Annotated in this window: 19 protein-coding genes; 17 read left to right on the forward strand and 2 right to left on the reverse strand. The window is 65.2% G+C overall.

Annotation, left to right across the window (positions count from 1 at the left end; all coding sequences use genetic code 11):
• Positions 1-144: 144 nt before the first annotated feature.
• The 16 genes from FRZ40_RS28605 (at position 145) to FRZ40_RS28675 (ending at position 13,931) form a co-directional block, all read left to right on the forward strand.
• Positions 145-540: a hypothetical protein gene (locus FRZ40_RS28605; protein WP_051446348.1), complete on the forward strand. Its 396-nt coding sequence runs from the start codon at positions 145-147 to the stop codon at positions 538-540.
• Between the two features lie 65 nt (positions 541-605).
• Positions 606-1,445, forward strand: coding sequence for a Flp pilus assembly protein CpaB (cpaB, locus tag FRZ40_RS28610; protein ID WP_028366448.1), 840 nt, complete (start codon positions 606-608; stop codon positions 1,443-1,445).
• Between the two features lie 92 nt (positions 1,446-1,537).
• Positions 1,538-3,631: a type II and III secretion system protein family protein gene (locus FRZ40_RS28615; RefSeq protein WP_028366447.1), complete on the forward strand. Its 2,094-nt coding sequence runs from the start codon at positions 1,538-1,540 to the stop codon at positions 3,629-3,631.
• 36 nt (positions 3,632-3,667) lie between these two features.
• Positions 3,668-3,955, forward strand: coding sequence for a hypothetical protein (locus FRZ40_RS28620; RefSeq protein ID WP_028366446.1), 288 nt, complete (start codon positions 3,668-3,670; stop codon positions 3,953-3,955).
• Positions 3,956-4,035: 80 nt separating this feature from the next.
• Positions 4,036-5,238, forward strand: a complete 1,203-nt coding sequence (locus tag FRZ40_RS28625; protein ID WP_147236349.1) for a CpaE/TadZ family protein — start codon at positions 4,036-4,038, stop codon at positions 5,236-5,238.
• Between the two features lie 62 nt (positions 5,239-5,300).
• On the forward strand, positions 5,301-6,692 hold the full coding sequence (locus tag FRZ40_RS28630) for a TadA family conjugal transfer-associated ATPase (protein ID WP_147236350.1): 1,392 nt from the start codon (positions 5,301-5,303) through the stop codon (positions 6,690-6,692).
• Positions 6,693-6,720: 28 nt separating this feature from the next.
• Positions 6,721-7,701 carry a type II secretion system F family protein gene (locus FRZ40_RS28635; RefSeq protein WP_028366443.1) on the forward strand — a complete coding sequence of 327 codons (981 nt, stop codon included), beginning with the start codon at positions 6,721-6,723 and terminating at the stop codon, positions 7,699-7,701.
• 37 nt (positions 7,702-7,738) lie between these two features.
• Positions 7,739-8,719, forward strand: coding sequence for a type II secretion system F family protein (locus FRZ40_RS28640; RefSeq protein WP_147236351.1), 981 nt, complete (start codon positions 7,739-7,741; stop codon positions 8,717-8,719).
• Between the two features lie 21 nt (positions 8,720-8,740).
• On the forward strand, positions 8,741-8,926 hold the full coding sequence (locus tag FRZ40_RS45185; RefSeq protein ID WP_167528722.1) for a TadE/TadG family type IV pilus assembly protein: 186 nt from the start codon (positions 8,741-8,743) through the stop codon (positions 8,924-8,926).
• 199 nt (positions 8,927-9,125) lie between these two features.
• The gene (locus FRZ40_RS45190; RefSeq protein ID WP_167528675.1) at positions 9,126-9,269 is read left to right on the forward strand and encodes a hypothetical protein; all 144 of its coding nucleotides are present in this window, start codon (positions 9,126-9,128) and stop codon (positions 9,267-9,269) included.
• Positions 9,270-9,458: 189 nt separating this feature from the next.
• Positions 9,459-10,742 (forward strand): patatin-like phospholipase family protein, encoded by a 1,284-nt coding sequence (locus FRZ40_RS28650; protein ID WP_147236828.1) that lies wholly within the window; start codon positions 9,459-9,461, stop codon positions 10,740-10,742.
• A 205-nt stretch (positions 10,743-10,947) separates the two neighbouring features.
• The gene (locus tag FRZ40_RS28655) at positions 10,948-11,421 is read left to right on the forward strand and encodes a nuclear transport factor 2 family protein (protein WP_147236352.1); all 474 of its coding nucleotides are present in this window, start codon (positions 10,948-10,950) and stop codon (positions 11,419-11,421) included.
• Between the two features lie 63 nt (positions 11,422-11,484).
• Positions 11,485-12,369, forward strand: coding sequence for a 2OG-Fe(II) oxygenase (locus tag FRZ40_RS28660; RefSeq protein WP_028366439.1), 885 nt, complete (start codon positions 11,485-11,487; stop codon positions 12,367-12,369).
• A gap of 159 nt (positions 12,370-12,528) precedes the next feature.
• Positions 12,529-12,738, forward strand: a complete 210-nt coding sequence (locus FRZ40_RS28665; RefSeq protein ID WP_147236353.1) for a hypothetical protein — start codon at positions 12,529-12,531, stop codon at positions 12,736-12,738.
• A gap of 116 nt (positions 12,739-12,854) precedes the next feature.
• On the forward strand, positions 12,855-13,055 hold the full coding sequence (locus FRZ40_RS28670) for a CsbD family protein (RefSeq protein ID WP_028366437.1): 201 nt from the start codon (positions 12,855-12,857) through the stop codon (positions 13,053-13,055).
• 198 nt (positions 13,056-13,253) lie between these two features.
• Positions 13,254-13,931 (forward strand): biliverdin-producing heme oxygenase, encoded by a 678-nt coding sequence (locus FRZ40_RS28675; RefSeq protein ID WP_147236354.1) that lies wholly within the window; start codon positions 13,254-13,256, stop codon positions 13,929-13,931.
• Positions 13,932-13,975: 44 nt separating this feature from the next.
• Here the strand turns inward: FRZ40_RS28675 and FRZ40_RS28680 are convergent, their stop codons facing one another.
• Positions 13,976-14,407 (reverse strand): response regulator, encoded by a 432-nt coding sequence (locus FRZ40_RS28680; protein WP_028366436.1) that lies wholly within the window; start codon positions 14,405-14,407, stop codon positions 13,976-13,978.
• Positions 14,408-14,848: 441 nt separating this feature from the next.
• Between FRZ40_RS28680 and FRZ40_RS28685 the strand changes: the two genes are divergently transcribed.
• Entirely contained in the window at positions 14,849-16,483 is a 1,635-nt protein-coding gene (locus FRZ40_RS28685) for a PAS domain-containing sensor histidine kinase (protein WP_147236355.1), read from the forward strand.
• 782 nt (positions 16,484-17,265) lie between these two features.
• Here the strand turns inward: FRZ40_RS28685 and FRZ40_RS28690 are convergent.
• Entirely contained in the window at positions 17,266-17,700 is a 435-nt protein-coding gene (locus FRZ40_RS28690; protein WP_028365431.1) for a response regulator, read from the reverse strand.
• Between the last annotated feature and the right edge of the window lie 20 nt (positions 17,701-17,720).

The following is a 17,720-nucleotide window of genomic DNA, read 5'->3' on the forward strand; positions in this document are numbered from 1 at the left end:
GCACAAGAGCGCAGCCGCAGTGAAAAAGATAGCAGCGAGCCTTCGCAGAAGGGTTTGAAGCAAAGTCAGCAACGGGGTGTGGACGCGGGGTCGTCCACCTGGAAAGAGCCTTCGAAGGAAGGCCGGCCAGATACGGGGGAAGTGATGAAAACGAACGATTCAGGCCGCACGACGGCCAACGCACGGGGGAGCCGTTCCGCATCGGCGGATAACGGCGGCGCCAGCAAGGCCGGCATCACGGAAGCCGCATCCACAGCGTACGCAACATCCGAAACGTACTACGTGGACGCGGCACCGGATCTGCGCCATTCGGCCGATCCCGCAATCCATCTGCGCCAGCGCGCGCTGCTCACGCCGGCGGGCCGCCGGCAACGCGAACGGGCGCTGCTGCAGTTCATCGTCGCGCAGGTGGCGAAGCGCGAAGCGCAACGCCGTGAGCGTGACAGGGCGTTTCTCACGCCCGCGGCGCCGCACGCGCCAGAGGGCGACGAAGCAGAAGCCTACGGCCCGCGGTTTCGCGATCCCGGTCTGACGGACTGAAGCGCCATTTCCGCAACACGATCCCTAAGTACGCCGTCGCCGACGGCGAGAGTCAGGAGAACGACATGAAAAACGCTCGCGCGTTGGTGATGCTGCTCGTCGCGACGGCGGCCGGTCTTGCGGCCGTGGTGTTCGCGGCGCGCTGGATGGTGCAGCAGACGTCGACATCGACGACCAAGGTGGTGATCGCATCGGCCGACATGAGTCTCGGTCAGCGCGTCTCGCCCGACATGCTCAAGGTGTCCGACTGGCCCGCGGGCAGCGTGCCGCCCGGCACCTTCAACGACTTGAAGAAGCTCGAAGGCCGCGTGCTGAAGGCGAGCCTGTCGCGCGGCGAGCCCGTGCTCGAGGCGAAGCTCTCGCCCGTCGGCACGCTGGGCGGCCTGTCGGCCGTCATCAACGAAGGCAAGCGCGCGATCACGGTGCGCGTGAACGACGTGATCGGCGTCGCGGGCTTCGCGCTGCCGGGCAACTACGTCGACATTCTCGTGAACACCGAGAAGGACAGCAAGGAAGGCGGCGCGTCGAGACGCGACCAGAACATCTCGAAGATCGTGCTCGAAAAGATCCTCGTGCTCGCCGTCGCACAGGAAGCGGGCCGCGACGAAACCAAACCGAAAGTGGTCGATGCCGTCACGCTCGAAGTCACGCCCGAGCAGGCCGAGAAGATCGACCTCGCGCGCAGCATCGGTTCGCTGTCGCTCGTGCTGCGCAATCAGGTCGATCCGCAGGATGCGACGACGGCGGGCGCGACCAAGGCCACGCTGCTGAAGATTCCCGTCGCCGCACCGCCCGCCGCACCCGCGCCCGCGCCGAAGCCCGCAGTGCGCAAGGTCGTCGCGCGGGCGCCGTCGAACTGCGTGAGCGTGATCGACGGATCGCAGGCCAGACAGGAATGTTTTTGAGCGGCACGCAGAGACACAGAGACGTAGAGACACAGACGCGCAAGCGCAAGCCGTGACGAGACCAGACCACGGCACCGATACGGGGGAAGGACATGAACGCCAGAGATAGCCAGCGCGCGCACGCCAGGTGCAAGCGCGACACCCAGCAAGCCGCGCAGCCGACGCTTATCGGCACGCACGCCGCACCTTTCTCGCGCCGCGCGCGTCTGCTTCAGGCGAGCGTCTGCGCAGCGATGGGCGCGTGTCTGTGGGCACTGCCCGCCGCGCAGGCCGCGAGCCAGGAAGCGCCCCTGCCGATGAACGTGGCGTCGAACGGCGGCGCCGTGCATCTGACGATCGGCATGAGCGGCGCCGTGCCGGCGGGCGCCGCGGGTGCGGCGGGTGCTGCGCAGGGCGGCAAGGGGCCGAACTGCACGGGCACGATCGCCGATCACCAGACGGTGACGATTCCCGTCGGCAAGTCGACGATGGTCAACGTGCGCGAGTCGGTGAAGACGCGCACGGTCGGCAATCCGTCGATCGTGCAGGCGATGCTCGTGTCGCCGCAAACGCTCTATCTGCTCGGCAGCGACGTCGGCACGACCAACATGATCGTGCAGGGCCGCAGCGGCTCATGCACGATCATCGACGTCTCGGTAGGCGCCGATCCCGGCGGCCTGCAGCAGACCCTCGCCGTGCTGATGCCGGAAGAAACGGGTGTGCAGGTCAAGGCGGCCGCCGACACCCTCGTGCTGACGGGCACCGTGTCCGACTCGGTGAAGGCCGAGCGCATCGTCGAGCTGGCGCGTGCGTATGTCGCGCGTCCATCTGCGCCGCTGCCCGTCGCCGCGCCCGCCAACGCGGGCGGCGCACAGGGAGGCGCGATGATCCCCGCCGTGCTCAAGCCGGCAGGCGCATCGGGCAACGGCAACAACGAGCGCATCGTGAATATGATGCATGTGGCCGCGCCGCAGCAGGTGATGCTCGAAGTGAAGGTGGCCGAAGTGTCGAAGACGCTGATCGACCAGCTCGGCATGGCCGCGAACATTCAGGGCGGCTCGGGCAGCTGGACCTTCGGCCTGCTCGCCAACTTCCTGTCGGGCGGCATGGGTGCGCTGATCGGCTCGAAGGCGAACACCAACCCGCTCAAATTCGCGCTGGATGCGCAGAAGACCGACCAGCTCGTCAAGGTGCTCGCCGAGCCGAACCTGATGGCCATCAGCGGCCAGGAAGCGAGCTTCCTCGCGGGCGGCAGGGTGTTCATCCCTGTCCCGCAGAGCAACGGCGCGGCGGGCTCGACGATCATCCTGCAGGAAGAGACGTTCGGCGTCGGCCTCACCTTTACGCCGACCGTGCTCGACAACGGCCGCATCAACCTGAAGGTGTCACCGGAAGTGTCGGAACTGTCGCCGACGGGCGTCGCCGTGACGGCGGGCACCGTCAACACGACGGCCGTGCTGCCCCTCATCACGACGCGCCGCGCGTCGACCACGCTGCAGGTTTATGACGGCCAGAGCTTCGCGATCGGCGGCCTGATGAAGAGCAACGTGACGGGCACGCTCAAGGGCTTTCCGGGACTCGGCGAAGTGCCTGTGCTCGGCGCGCTGTTCCGCAGCACGAACTTCCAGGAAGACAAGACGGAACTCGTGTTCGTCGTGACGCCGCGCCTCGCGAAGCCGCTGCCGCAGAACTACCCGCTGCCGACCGATCACTTCGGCCAGGTCACGGAAGCGGGCGTGTTCTTCACGGGCAACATGGAAGGCAAGAAGCCGCAGGCGCCTGCCGCACCCGCTGCGCCGTCGACGGGTGCTGCGTTGCCCAATGCGGTGCCGGGCAATGCGATTCCGTCGCCGATTCCCGTCAAGGGCGGTGCGATTGCGACGACCGGTTCGGCTGCCCCCGTGGTGCTGACGCCCGTCATCACATCGCAAGGCACGACGGCGCCCGTGCCCGTGCCGGCGCCCGAGCGCACGCAGCCGGTGTCGGACGCGATCCGCGCTCCCGCTACGCCGCGTGCCCCCGGCGGCGGCAACGGCAGCGACGGCACCGAGCCCGTCACGCGGGTCGAACCGGCGGACGTGCATACGGCAGCCGTGCAGACCGCGAGCGTGACCGCGCAGCCGCTCGCCGAAGCGGCACAGACTCCCGCCCCGCAGCCTGCCACCCAGCAGGCCCGCGAAGCCGGCGACAACAGCCGTACCCAATAAGCGCGACGCGCATCCGACGAACTCCTGGAGACCGACATGAAAACCATCCAGACCTTGATCCGCGCGTCGCTGTGCGCGGCAGCGAGCCTGACGCTCGCGGGCTGCCTGACCTCGACGCCGCACTGGGACGCGACCTTCGGCAGTTCCATCACGCAGCTGAAGGAAATGCAGACGCTCAATCCGAACGCCGGCATGAACACCGACCCGGTGGCGGGCGTCGACGGCGTGACGGCCTCGGCGATCCAGAAGAACTACGCGAAGTCGTTCACGTCGCCGCCGCCGCCCATCAACGTGTTCGCGGTCGGCCTGCCCGGCTCGAACTGATGGACGCGCCGCACTGACGAAGACGCTCACGCGCCGCAGCCGACCCAACCCACGACAAGCCCCGCACGCGGAGACTGAACATGATCGACATCCTCCTCATCTCATCGGGTCCGGACCGCTCGCAGAAAATCGAGCAGTTGCTGGAAGGATGCGGCATCGCGCATCGAGTGCGGGTGCAGCACGGCGCGGTGCGGCAGTTGCGCGCGCATGCGGCGGCCATCAAGACGGCGGATCTGCTGATCGTCGACGACGTCGGTCTCGAGCCGCACGACATGGTGTCGATCGAAGAGGCGCTTTCGCACGTGCCGCAGCTGAACTGCATGCTGGTGACGCCCGCGCCCTCGACGGCGCTGCTGATGGCGGCGATGCGCGCGGGGGTGCGCCACGTGCTGCCCTGGCCGCTCGATGCGCAGGCGTTCGCCGCCGAGCTGTCGCACGTGTGGAGCAAGAAGACGGCGGGCGCGCGGCGCGAAGGGCGCGTGGTCTCGCTGACGTCGTGCAAGGGCGGCACGGGCACGACCTTCATCGCGATGAATGTCGCGCATGCGCTTGCGACGCAGCGCGGCAAGCGCGTGCTGCTCGTCGACGCGAACCAGCAGTTCGCGGATGCGAGCCTGCTGGTCGCCGACCAGACGCCCGCGGCGACGCTCGCCGATCTGTGCGCGCAGGTCGACCGGCTCGACAACGCGTTCTTCGACGCCTGCGTGATGCACGTGAACGACGACCTCGACGTGCTGGCGGGGGCAGGCGACCCGATTCGCGCAGGCGACCTGCGGCCCGCGCAGCTCGAACGCGTGCTCGCGCTCGCACGCTCGCAGTACGACGCCGTGATCGTCGATCTCGGCCTCGGCATCAATCCGCTCGCGATTCACGTGCTCGACCAGAGCGACCGCATCTGCATGCTGGTGCGCCAGAGCGTGCTGTATCTGCGCGCGGGCCGCCGCATGCTAGACATCTTTCACGAACTCGGCTACGCGACAAGCAAGGTCAGCGTGCTCGTGAATCAGTACGACAAGCACGCACCCGTCGATCTGCAGGCGTTCCAGCAGAGCTTCGGGATGAGCGTCGCACATCGTTTCGCGCGCGACGACCGGCATGCGGGCGCGGCGCTCGATCAGGGGCTGCCCATCATCAGCGTCGCCAAAGGCAGCGCGCTCGCGCAGGACATCGTGGCCTTCGCGCACGTGCTGTCGCCGGCGCCGCAGAAAGAGAAGAAGGGCGGTCTCGCGCGCCTGTTCGCGTCGAAGCCGCGCGACGTGCCGCAACTGAAGACGGGCCACTGAGCGCGCCGATAAGCGGGTCAATCACGAACCGCGCCACAACACAGCAACGGGGGACTCTCATCATGTCATTGCGCGATCAACTGAGATTGCAGAGTGTGTCGAACAACGGCTCGAACAGCGGCACGGCAGCGCCCGACGCGGCAGCGGCAGGCGGCACCGTCGAGAGCCTCGCCGCGCGGCGCGCGTATCAGCAGCTGAAGATGAACGTGCACGAGAAGATCATCGACCGCGTCGAACTCGACAAGCTGCAGCGCCTCACACCCGAGCAGATCCGCCGCGAACTCGCGCAGCTGGTCGAGCGCATCGTCGACGAAGACAAGATCCCGATGAACGAGATCGAACGGCGGCGGCTCTCGCAGGACGTGCACGACGAAATGTTCGGCCTCGGTCCGCTCGAGCCGCTGCTCGCCGATCCGACCGTGTCGGACATTCTCGTCAACACGTCGCAGCATGTGTACGTGGAGCGGCGCGGCAAGCTCGAACACACCGACATCACGTTCTTCGACGACGCGCATCTGATGAAGATCATCGAGCGCATCGTGTCGCGCGTCGGACGGCGCATCGACGAGTCGACGCCGATGGTCGACGCGCGCCTGCCCGACGGTTCGCGCGTCAACGCGATCATTCCGCCTTCCGCGATCGACGGGCCGCTGGTGTCGATTCGCCGCTTCGCCGTGAATCCGCTGAAAGTGGACGACATGGTGAAGAACCAGACCTTCACGCCCGCGATGGCGCAGCTGCTCGAAGCGCTGATCAAGTCGAAGCTCAACGTGCTGATTTCGGGCGGCACGGGCAGCGGCAAGACGACCATGCTCAATCTGCTGTCGGGTTTCATTCCCGGCGACGAACGTATCGTCACGATCGAAGACGCGGCGGAACTGCAACTGCGTCAGGAACACGTGCTGCGACTCGAAACGCGGCCGCCGAACATCGAAGGCAAGGGCGAAATCTCGCAGCGCTCGCTGGTGAGGAACGCACTGCGGATGCGGCCCGACCGCATCGTGCTCGGCGAAGTGCGCGGCGCGGAAGCGCTCGACATGCTGCACGCGATGAACACGGGCCACGAAGGATCGATGGCGACGCTGCACGCGAACACGCCGCGCGACGCGCTGACGCGCCTCGAAAACATGGTCGGCATGGCAGGCCTGTCGATGCCCATCAAGGCGATGCGTCAGCAGATCGCGTCGGCGATCACGGTGGTCGTGCAGGCCTCGCGCCTGTCGGACGGCCGCCGCAAGCTGATGAGCATCCAGGAAATCACGGGGATGGAAGGCGAGATCATCAACATGCAGGAGATCTTCACGTTCAAGCGCACGGGCGTTGCCGAAGACGGCACGGTGAAGGGCTACTTCTGCGCGACGGGCGTGCGCCCCAAGTTCGCTGACCGCCTCGCCGCGTTCGGTCTCGCGCTGCCGGATCAGATGTTCGATCCTGCGCGGCGCTACGAAGTCTGAACGCTCACCGACGCTGAAGGAGACGGACATGGATACGACATTGCTGGCCTTCGCGGTGCTCGGCTTCGTTGCGGTCGTGCTGCTGATCGAGGGCGTGTATGTGTACTGGAACAGCCGGCACGGCCCCGCCGTCAAGCGGCTGGATGCGCGCATCCGCGCGATGTCGGCGGGCGGCCACGTGGGCGGCGAGCAGATGTCGATTCTCAAGCAGCGCCTCCTGAGCGAATCGCCGATGCTCACGCGCATGCTGATGCGCATGCCGCGCGTGCATCTGCTCGATCTGTATCTGCAGCAGTCCGGGCTGTCGTGGTCGGTGGGCCGCTTCGTCGGCTATTCGCTGGCGTCCGCGTGCGGCGGGCTGCTGTTCGGCATGGGCGGCATGCATCTGCCGTTCGCCGTCGCGCTGGCCGTGGCGTGCGGTTTCGCGCTGCTGCCTCTCCTGTATCTGCGGCGCAAGCGCGCGAAACGCATCGTGCAGCTCGAACGCCAGTTGCCCGATGCCGCCGATCTGATCGCCCGCGCGCTGCGCGCCGGCCACTCGTTTCCCGCCGCGCTCGGCATGGTCGCCGACGAGTTGCCCAATCCGCTCGGCGGCGAATTCCGCATTGCGTTCGACGAGATCAACTACGGCGTGGCGATGAACGATGCGCTGATGAACCTCGTGAGCCGCGTGCCCGTCGACGACGTGCGCTACTTCGTGATCGCCGTGCTGATCCAGCGCGAGGCGGGCGGCAATCTTGCGGAAATTCTCGGCAACATCGCGGGCATCATCCGCGAGCGGCTCAAGCTGCTCGCGAAGGTGCGCGTGCTGTCGGCGGAAGGGCGGCTGTCGGCGTGGATACTCGGCGTGCTGCCGTTCGTCGTGCTGGGCGCGCTGTCGGTGCTGAATCCCGGCTACTGCAAGGTGTTCTGGGAAGACGAGACGGGCCAGAAGATCGCGGGCGCCGCGCTGTCGACGATGGCGTTCGGCGTGATGTGGCTGCGCAGAACCGTGCGCATCCGCGTGTAGCCGCGCGAACACACACAACGCAAAAAACGGGGAAATCATGGAAACCGAACAGATTCTCGTGCTGGCCGCGATGTTCGTGATCGTGTTCGGCGCAGTGTGGAAAGCGATGTCGCTGCTGCGCCCCGATCCGCTGAAGCGGCGCATCGACGGCATTGCGGCGGCTTCATTGGGGGCAGCAGGCGTGCAGGGCATCCCGGACGCAGCGGACGCCGCCGCAGAAGAAAGCCCCGCCTGGATGGAAACGGTCGCGAAGGTGTCGCATCACGTCGCGCGGCTGTCGCTGCCGAAGGACGACTGGGACAAATCCGCGCTGCGGCGCCGCTTTGCGAACGCGGGGCTGCGCAGCGAAGGCGCGACGGCGATCTACTTCGCCGCCAAGACGCTGCTCGCGCTCGTGCTGCCTGCGCTCGCGCTGGTCGGCATCACGCTGCTGGCAGGCCCGGACGCGCAGAAATTCCTGCTGGTGGCGACGCTCTTGATGGCGGCGATCGGCTTCTATCTGCCGAACGTGGTGCTGACCCGTCTCGTCGAGGCGCGCCAGCGCAAGATCTTCGAAGACCTGCCCGACGCGCTCGATCTGATGACGGTGTGCGTCGAAGCGGGCCTTGGGCTGGACGCGGCCATGCAGCGCGTCGCCGAGGAGATCGGCGTGAAGAGCCACGCGCTCAAGGAAGAATTCGAACTCATGCTGCTCGAACTGCGCGCGGGCTCGGCGCGCGAGAAGGCACTGCGCAATCTTGCGCTGCGCACGGGCGTCGAGGACATCGACACCCTCACGTCGATGCTGATCCAGGCGGACCGTTTCGGCACGAGCGTCGGCGATTCGCTGCGCGTGTTCATCGACGCGCTGCGCACCAAGCGCCGTCTGCGTGCCGAGGAACAGGCCGCGAAGATCGCGCTGAAGCTGCTGTTTCCGCTGATGTTCTGCATCTTCCCGACGCTGATCATCGTGCTGATCGGGCCCGCGGCGATGCAGGTCGCGCACCAGCTGCTGCCCACGATGAGCGGCATGCACTGAACCGGCGTCAGGAGCGACACGATGACGACCACACGTGCTCGTTCGCGCGTGCCGTCACGCAGGCGCAGCGGCCGCGCGCGCAGCGGCCGCCTGCAGGCGGGTGTCGCGGCCATCGAATTCGCGCTGATCGCGCCCGTGCTGTTCTTTCTGCTGTGCATGGTCATGGACCTCGGCGCCGCGCTGTGGGTGAACCTGACGATGCAATAAGCGGTGCGCGAAGGCGCGCGTTACGCGGTCGCGGGGCAAACGGGACTCGATCCGAACCAGTCGAAGCCGCAGCGCTATGTCGCCGTGATCGAGGCCAGGGCGCGCGCCGAAGGGATCTACGTGTTCGCACTCGGCTACGGCCCGTCGTTGCTGACGAAGAGGGCGCGGGCAGCGGCGAGGTCGGCCAGGACATTCTCAAATGCATCGCCAACGTCGCCGATGGCCCGAGCGCCGCTACGACTCGAAGCAGCCCGTCGGCGTGTATGGCTACGCGGCCACGATCAACGACATCAAGCCGTGCTACGCGCAACTCGCGTCCGCCATTCTGCGCATCGCGAAGTAAGCAGGCAGTACGTGCGGGCGACTCGGCACTGACCGGCAACGGCGTGCCTTGAAGTGCGCGCGAAATAAAGGTGCGCTATCGTGTGACTGCTTGCGGCTGTGGTTTCGCCAGAGGTTTCGCCTCGGCACGCGCCGCAAGTTTCCAGTCGAACGCTTCGTTTCTCAACGGAGAAGCACGATGAGAAGCACGATGGTCAAGAAGACTGCGGTGCACGCGGCGGCGCATTCCGCGCAGGCTTCGCGCGCGTCCACGCGGCCCCGCAAGGCAGAAGACGCGCGCGCCGCCGCGCATCCCGACATCGATGCGCAGGTCGTGCTCGTGCTGCAAGGCGGCGGCGCGCTGGGCGCGTATCAGGCGGGCGTGTTCGAAGCGCTGCACGACGCCGGGATCGAACCGGACTGGGTGATCGGCACGTCGATTGGCGCGATCAACGGCGCGATCATCGCGGGCAACCGGCCTGCCGAGCGCATGGAGCGCTTGCGCACGTTCTGGGATCGCGTGACATGGACGGGCTATCAGGCGCCGAACTGGCTCGCGGCCTGCGCGCCCGGTTGCGCCGCGTTCGGACTGCCCGCCAGTCTTGCCGCCGCGCTTGCCACCGCATGGGCCCCATGGATTCCCGGCTACGAGCAATGGCTGCGCAACCTGTCGATCATGTCGCAAGGCTTGCCCGCGTTCTTCACGCCGCGCGCCGATGCATGGCTCGCGCTGCAAACGCCCGTCGGCATCGAACAGGCTGCGTTCTATCACACCGAGCCGCTGCGCGAGACGCTTGGTGCGCTGATCGACTTCGACTATCTGAACGGCAAGGAAACGCGGCTCACGGTCGGCACGGTCGGCGTGGGCAGCGGGCAGATGCGCTATTTCACCAACCGCGACGAGCCGCTCGACGTCGGGCATGTGATGGCGTCGGCGGCGTTTCCGCCGGGCTTTCCATCGGTGCGAATCGACGGCGAAGCATACTGGGACGGGGGCATCTATTCGAATACGCCGCTCGAAGCCGTCCTCGACGACCGGCCGCGGCATAGCTCCGTGATCTTCACCGTGCAGCTGTGGCCCGCGCATGGCGCCGAGCCTACCTCGATACACGAGGCGATGAGCCGTCAGCGCGACATCCAGTATTCGAGCCGCGCCGAGAGCCATCTCGAACGGCAGCGGCAGATTCACCGGCTGCGGCATGTGATCCGCGAACTCGGCAAGCACCTGCCCGACGACGAGCGCGAGTCGGCCGCTGTCAAGGAGCTGCTGAACTGGGGCTGCGGCACGACGATGCAGGTGATCGAACTCGATGCGCCGAGCTTCGGTCGCGACGATCTGCACAAGGACATCGACTTTTCGACGGATGGCATCCGCCGGCGCTGGGACGCGGGTTATGCCGACGCGCAACGGATGATCGAACGTGCGCCGTGGCGCGCCGAGCCGGACCCGATGGAAGGCATCGCGATCCATCGCTCGGATCCCGAGGCCGGGTAATGCGGCGACACGACTGAACGATTGCGCGATCGCGCGAGCGTGTTGTACCTTGCCTGCATGTCATTGACGTTGCTTCGGCGCGTTGCTTCGGCGCGTTGCGCCGGCGTGCCGGATTGCGCGGCATGATCGGACGTTGATTGACGTTGATCGGACTTTATTACGGCGGCAGCCGATTGCAGGTAAAAACGGGGCGCACAAGAACGACATGACTCATCCCAATGCGGCATTGATCGAGCGATTCTACGAAGCATTCCAGCGGCGCGATGTCGAGACGATGGCGGCGTGCTACGCGCCCGACGTCACGTTTAGCGATCCCGTCTTCACGGAGCTGCACGGCGACGAAGTGAGCGACATGTGGCGCATGCTGGTGTCGCGCGCGCAGGAGTTCACGCTCGCGTTCAGCCATGTCACGGCCGACGACGAACACGGCAGCGCGCATTGGGTCGCGAGTTATGTGTTCAGCCAGACGGGCCGGTCCGTCGTCAATCAGATCGACGCGCGCTTCGTGTTCCGCGACGGCTTGATCGTCGAGCACCGCGACCGTTTCGATCTGTGGCGCTGGGCTAGTCAGGCGTTGGGCGCAAAGGGCGCGCTGCTCGGCTGGACGCCGTTCGTGCAGGGCGCGATTCGCGAGCAGGCGAAACGCGGGCTCGCTGCGTGGCGCGCAAGAACGGCATGAGCTCGGCATGAGCGGGACGTAAGCGGGCGTAAGCGGGCACGGCAACGAAGCAGCGAGGGTGTGATGCGCGAAGTGGATGCGGCATGGCAGGAATGGCTCACGACGAACGTGAGCCGCGGGTGCACGCCCGAGTCGATGGTCGAGGCGATGGTGCAGGCGGGTTTCGAGGCCGACGCGGCGGGCGAGATCGTGCGCCGCGCTTCATCGGAGCAACGCGCGGAAAACCGCGCGGAGACGGGCACGCAGGCGGCCGTCATCGACAAGCCGACGGAAGACGAAACGCGTGCCTATCACTACGATGCGTGTCCCGTCGCGGCGGGCAACACGGTACGCGCGCACGACCGCGACGTCGCCGTTCGCGTGCGCTTCGAACGCCCGCAGGCGATCGTGTTCGACGACGTGCTGTCGCGCGACGAATGCGACGAGCTGATCGAGCGCGCACGGCATCGGCTGAAACGCTCGACCACCGTCAATCCCGAGAACGGCCGCGAGGATGTGATCCAGCTGCGCACCAGCGAAGGCTTCTGGTTCCAGCGCTGCGAGGACGCGTTCATCGAGCGGCTGGACCGCCGTATCTCCGCCCTGATGAACTGGCCGCTCGAGCATGGCGAAGGGTTGCAGATTCTGCACTACACGAAAGGCGGCGAATACCGTCCGCACTTCGATTACTTTCCGCCCGGCCAGGGTGGCAGCCTGCTGCATACGTCGCGCGGCGGCCAGCGTGTGGCGACGCTGATCGTCTATCTGAGCGACGTCGATGGCGGCGGGGAAACCGTCTTTCCGGATGCGGGGCTCGCGGTGATGGCGCGGCAAGGCGGCGCAATCTACTTCCGCTACATGAACGGGCGACGGCAGCTCGATCCGCTGACGCTGCACGGCGGCGCACCTGTCACGAGCGGCGAGAAATGGATCATGACGAAGTGGATGCGCGAGCGGCCTTACGTTTAGCGCTAACCCCGGACGGCGTGTCGACCGTCAGGCGATGCGAAATGGTTGCAGGTATGGCAAGTGCTGCAAGACGGCCAGCGTATCGATGGGCCGTTTCAAATGCCCCCTGCGCCGACGCATCGACCTCCTGACGGGAACAAGACACAAAGGGGACCACCCATGGACAACTATCAACTGGAAAGCGAACTCCAGCATCTGGAGCGCGTGTTCAAAAACATCTCTGCGGAACACCGTTTTCCGCTTTCATACTGGCGCAACCGGCTCAACGCGGTCATGGCGGCGCGGCTCGTGCCCTCGCAGCTGACGCGCGCGCGCAAGCTGGACGAACAGCTGCGGGTGCTCGAAATGCGCGCGCCGGCGGTGGGCTGACCGCGAGGCTGACTGCGCGCTTCACTTCACGATGACTGCGTGAGCCAGGCACAGCGAATGCTCGGATCTGATCGACTGACGCAACCGTGCGTCGGCGTAACCAGACGGAGTCAGCCATGAACAAGGATCAAGTGAAGGGCACTGCCGAGAAGATGAAGGGCAAGGTCAACGAGGCCGTCGGCAAGGCAACGGGCAACCGCAGCCAGGAATTGAAGGGCGACGTGCAGCAGGGCGCCGGCGAAATGCAGAAATCCTACGGCGACGCGAAGGAAGCCGCCAAGGACGTCGAACGCGAAAACCGCAAGCATCATCACTGATCAGACGGCGCACAGAGTAGAGCCGCCCGGCGGTTCGATCACAGGGAGCGTATAAACCAGACGGGCAAAGCCCGCAGGGCCGCGTTGCGACGCGGCCCGTTTCATTTGATGTTGTCTTCGATGCGTGCGGCGCAGGCGATCCGTTGCGCGCGCAGCCATTAGAATGAGCGGTCCATTCATCCTGCACTGGAACCTTGCGTGCCTTCTCCGCTTTCCACGTCCAACCTTGATGTGCTTGCCGCGCTGCGCAGCGCGACGGGCAGCCGTCATGCGCTGATCGATTCGGCGATGCCGCTGTCAGCGGATGCACCGACCTTGCATGACTATCGCTTGCATCTGCAACTGATTGCCGCGTGGCTCGCGCCGCTGGAGCGATGGCTTGCGCGCTTCGACGACGGCCCGCAGCATGCGTTGCCGTTTGTCGCGCGGATGCCGTTGATCGAAAGCGATCTCGCCGATCCTTCGTTGCGCGTGCGGAACGATACGTTCGACACGGTTGGAGACGACACTACGCCGTCCGATGCCGGCGATGCCGCCTATCGATGGGGCGCGTGCTACGTGATCGAAGGATCGCAACTGGGCGGGACCGTGCTTTACCGGCGTTTGCGCGAGATGCTGGCGCCGCATCCGTTGCGCTATCTGAGCGGCGACATGAGCGGCGACATGAGCGGCGACGGCGTGCCGCCCGGGCCTCGCTGGAAAGTCTTCCTCGACGCGATGCGCCGGGACGTCCACGCGCCGCGCGATATCGCGCGTGCGTGCGACGGCGCAAGGGACGCGTTCGATCGTCTGCTGGCATTGATTCCGGCGACGCAGACGGTCGACATCAATGCCGACAGCGGCGCGCAGAAAGCACTCGGCGAGTTGCGCAGCTAACGCGGCTCTGCGCTTGCGCGCCATTCAGCGGTGTTCAACGGTGTTCAACTGAGGGACGCGTCGCCCGCGCCTTGCAGCGGTCCGGCTCCGCCAGGCGGCCGGCGCAGCAGCAGATCGACCTGGCCTAGCAGGGTCTCGCGCGCGACTGGCTTGTGCAGCGTGCATTCGCAATCGAGATCGCCAGGAATGTCGGGCGAGGCGCTCCACAGGATCACGGGCATGCCGTCTAGGCCGGGATCGCTCTTGAGTCTGCGGCACACTTCGGCGCCGTCCATGCCCGGCATCATCAGATCCGTGATGACGAGCGCGGGGTGCACGCGTTGCGCCAGCTCGACGCCCTTGCGAGGCTCGAAGGCAGTGAGCACGTGAAAGCCCTCCAGTTCGAGCAGGAGAGCCCACGCGATCAGGAGGTCCGGCTCGTCGTCGATGAGCAGGATGGTGGGGAGGCGGCTGTCCGATAAGGCGTTCGAATCCATGTGTACAGGCATTGCTTTTGCTCTCGCAGCCGGCTAGTTGGGTGCAGAGGGGGCAGGCGGGTAACTGACGAAAACGTCATCGTGAATTGGTTTTGCGGCACGCATGACCCGTGCCAATCGTATCGAAGGCACGACGCCGACATGTGCGCGCGGTCTTGCTCCGCGCGTCGCGGCATCACGGCCCATGAGCGGCCGCCAGGCGTGGCGGGGGTTCGCGGGAGATGGCGCGCAATGTGCGTCGCGCAACGGCGCGCATGGCGAGTGGATGCGGAATCGACCGCGTGTCGGAGCGAACCGGCGCGTCGTTGTAAGTTTAGGCGCGCTGCGCTGTCGATTTTTCCAGTCGCATGGCATGAGCGTGACATGAGCCGCGCATGAACACGGGCGCGAGTCGGCTGATGGCCGGATGGTTTCACTTCCTTTCGGGTAGACTGCAAGTCCATGGACAGACTAACCAGCCAACCGCGCGCCGCGTTGCCGGTCGACACCACGCAAGTGTTCGAACTGTTGCCGGATGCCTGGCTGATCCTCGACGAGCGTTTCGAAGTCGTGCTCGCCAACGCGCGTTATCGCGCGATGCACGGCGTCACACTGGCCGACATTCGAGGCCGTTCCATCTACGACATCAACCAGTTTGGCTCGCAATCGCAACGCGAATTGCGGCGCAGCTGGCTCGATTCGATGCTGCCGGGACTCGCACCCGGCGAAAACCGTCTGTCTCCGTTGATCCGCTATGACACGCCGATGCCGAACGCGAGCGACGGCGAGCTGACGCCACGCTACTGGCAGGTGCGCACGTCGACGATCGACGGTGGCGGAGGGCGCGCGTCGATGATCGCCATGTGCGTGATGGATGTCAGCGATTCGATTGCCGTGACCGAGCGCGATCAGCGCGAGCGCGCGAAGCTGCGTTCGCAGGCGCGCCTGCGTCAGGTGCTGGTCGACGAGGCGAATGCGGAGCTGCGCGTGCACCGCGAGCAGTTGCGCCAGGCGCTGGAGTTTGCGCATGTCGGCGCGTGGGAACTGGATCCCGCGACGGGGGCGATCGAGGGCACCGAGCAGTGCAAGGTGAATCTCGGTGTCGCGCCATCGGATGTATTGACGCAGACGCTGTTGTTCGACGAACTGGTCGACGAAGCCGATCGCGTGCGCGTGAACGAGGCGATGAGTCGGGCGCTTGCACAGCGCGAGCATTTCGAGGTGGAGTTCCGCGTCACCTGGCCGGACCGCTCGGTGCACTGGATTCTGCTGCGCGGCCTTGGCCGTTATCAACCGGCTGATACGCTGAACGCGATCGTCGGTTTTACGCTCGATATCACGTCGCGCAAGGAGGCCGAACTCGAGCAGCGTGCGATTGCCGAGTCTGAGAAGCGCGCGCGGGAGCATAGCGACGAAGTGGCGCGCGCGATGGATCATTTCGTCACGGCCGTGAGTCACGAATTGCGTTCGCCGCTTGGTGCGATTTTGTCGTGGACGACGCTATTGCAGCGCGCGGCCGATCCTTCACATGTCGTGCGCGCGGCGGGGGTGATCGAGCGCAATGCGCATCAGTTGTCGCATATGGTCGATGATCTGCTCGACAGCGGCGCGATTGCGACGGGCAAGCTCTCGGTGAGCCTGGAGCCTGTCGATCTTGGCGCGCTGGCCGGCAACGTGGCCGAGGATATCCGCATGACGGCGGAAACGAAGGGACTGCGGCTCGTGGTCGGCGAACTGGCGTCCTGTGTGGTGATGGCCGATCAAAGCCGGATGAAGCAGGTCGCGTGGAATCTTTTATCGAATGCGGTGAAGTTTTGCGCGCAGGGCGAGGTTGAGATTAGTGTGACCGTTAAAGGTCAGCAGGTCGAGTTGATGGTGCGGGATACCGGGTGTGGGATCGAGCCCGATGGTTTGGCCCGCATCTTCGAGCGGTTTCGGCAGATTAATCCTGAAAGCGGTGGGCGCGTTGCAGGGCTTGGGCTCGGGCTTTGGCTTGTTAAGCATCTCGTTGATTTGCATCACGGGAGTGTGCGGGCTGAAAGCCCTGGGAGAGGGCTCGGGTCCTGGTTTATTGTGACGTTGCCGGTTTATCGGTGATTTTTTTGTCTGCGACGCTAGTCGCCATTTTTGTTTTTTTGCTTTTTGTTTTTTTGCTTTTCGCTGGGGGGCGTCCGCGAATTCGTATCGGTGCTTCACGCGTTGCCCCTGTGCGGGGCGGCACTTACTTTCTTTGCCGCCGCAAAGAAAGTAAGCAAAGAAAGCGGGCTAACACCGCCAGTTCTGGTAGTTGCCTGCGGGCCCCCAACGGGTCCCGCACTCCACACGACATCGCACTGTCTGACGCCCGTTGCCAGCGTACTAACTCACGCCTCACCTACTTCACACTCCCGTGCCACAGGCCGCATTACCAGGAAGTCCACGGCCGCCCAGGTGGCAAACTGTGTGTAGGCTGTCGCGACGGAGATGCACCACTCCGGACTCAAAAGCGGGATCGGTGTCGTAGGAGCGCCAACGCGTACGGCGCGACAGCCTACACACCGTTTGCCACCTGGGCGGCGCAGGCAATTAGCTGCCGCTGGCTTCGCTACGGGTGACTGGAGAGGGTGATGCGCCCGTCAAAGGCGCTGGCAACGAGCACAACAAATAGTGCGTTGCCGTCTGGAGTGCGGGACCCGTTGGGGGCCCGCAGGCAAACACAAGGATTGGCGGTGTGAGCGGCTTTCTTTTGCCTACTTTTCTTTGCCGCTGCAAAGAAAAGTAGGTGCCGCCCCGCACAGGGGCAACGCGTGAAGCACCGATACGAAATCGCGGACGCCACCCCAGCAAAAAGCAAAAAAACAAAAAGCAAAAATAGCGACTAGCGTCGCAGACAAAAAGAATCACCGATAGGGCGGCGGTTCATTCAAAACCGCCCAAAACATTCCCAGATCATTGATGGCAGCCATAAAATCATCAAACTCAACGGGCTTGACGACATAAGCATTGACCCCAAGATCATAACTGCGCAGCAGATCTTTCTCTTCACGCGAAGACGTGAGCATCACAACAGGAATGCGCTTGAGCTTATCGTCGGCCCGTACGGCCTTCAGTACTTCATGCCCATCGATCTTCGGCAACTTCTTGTCGAGCAGAATAACAGCCGGATTCTCGTCCTTGCGATCCGCATACTGACCTTCACGCCGCAGATAATCGAGCGCCTCCGCGCCGTCACGTATCGACACGACAGGATTCGCAAGCCGCGACTTCTCCAGCGCAATAAGCGTCAACTCGATGTCGTTGACATTGTCTTCCACCAGCAAGATTGGTCTAAGCACGCGTAGTTCCTCGTTGGCAT

This window comes from Paraburkholderia azotifigens (assembly GCF_007995085.1).
Lineage (GTDB): Bacteria > Pseudomonadota > Gammaproteobacteria > Burkholderiales > Burkholderiaceae > Paraburkholderia > Paraburkholderia azotifigens.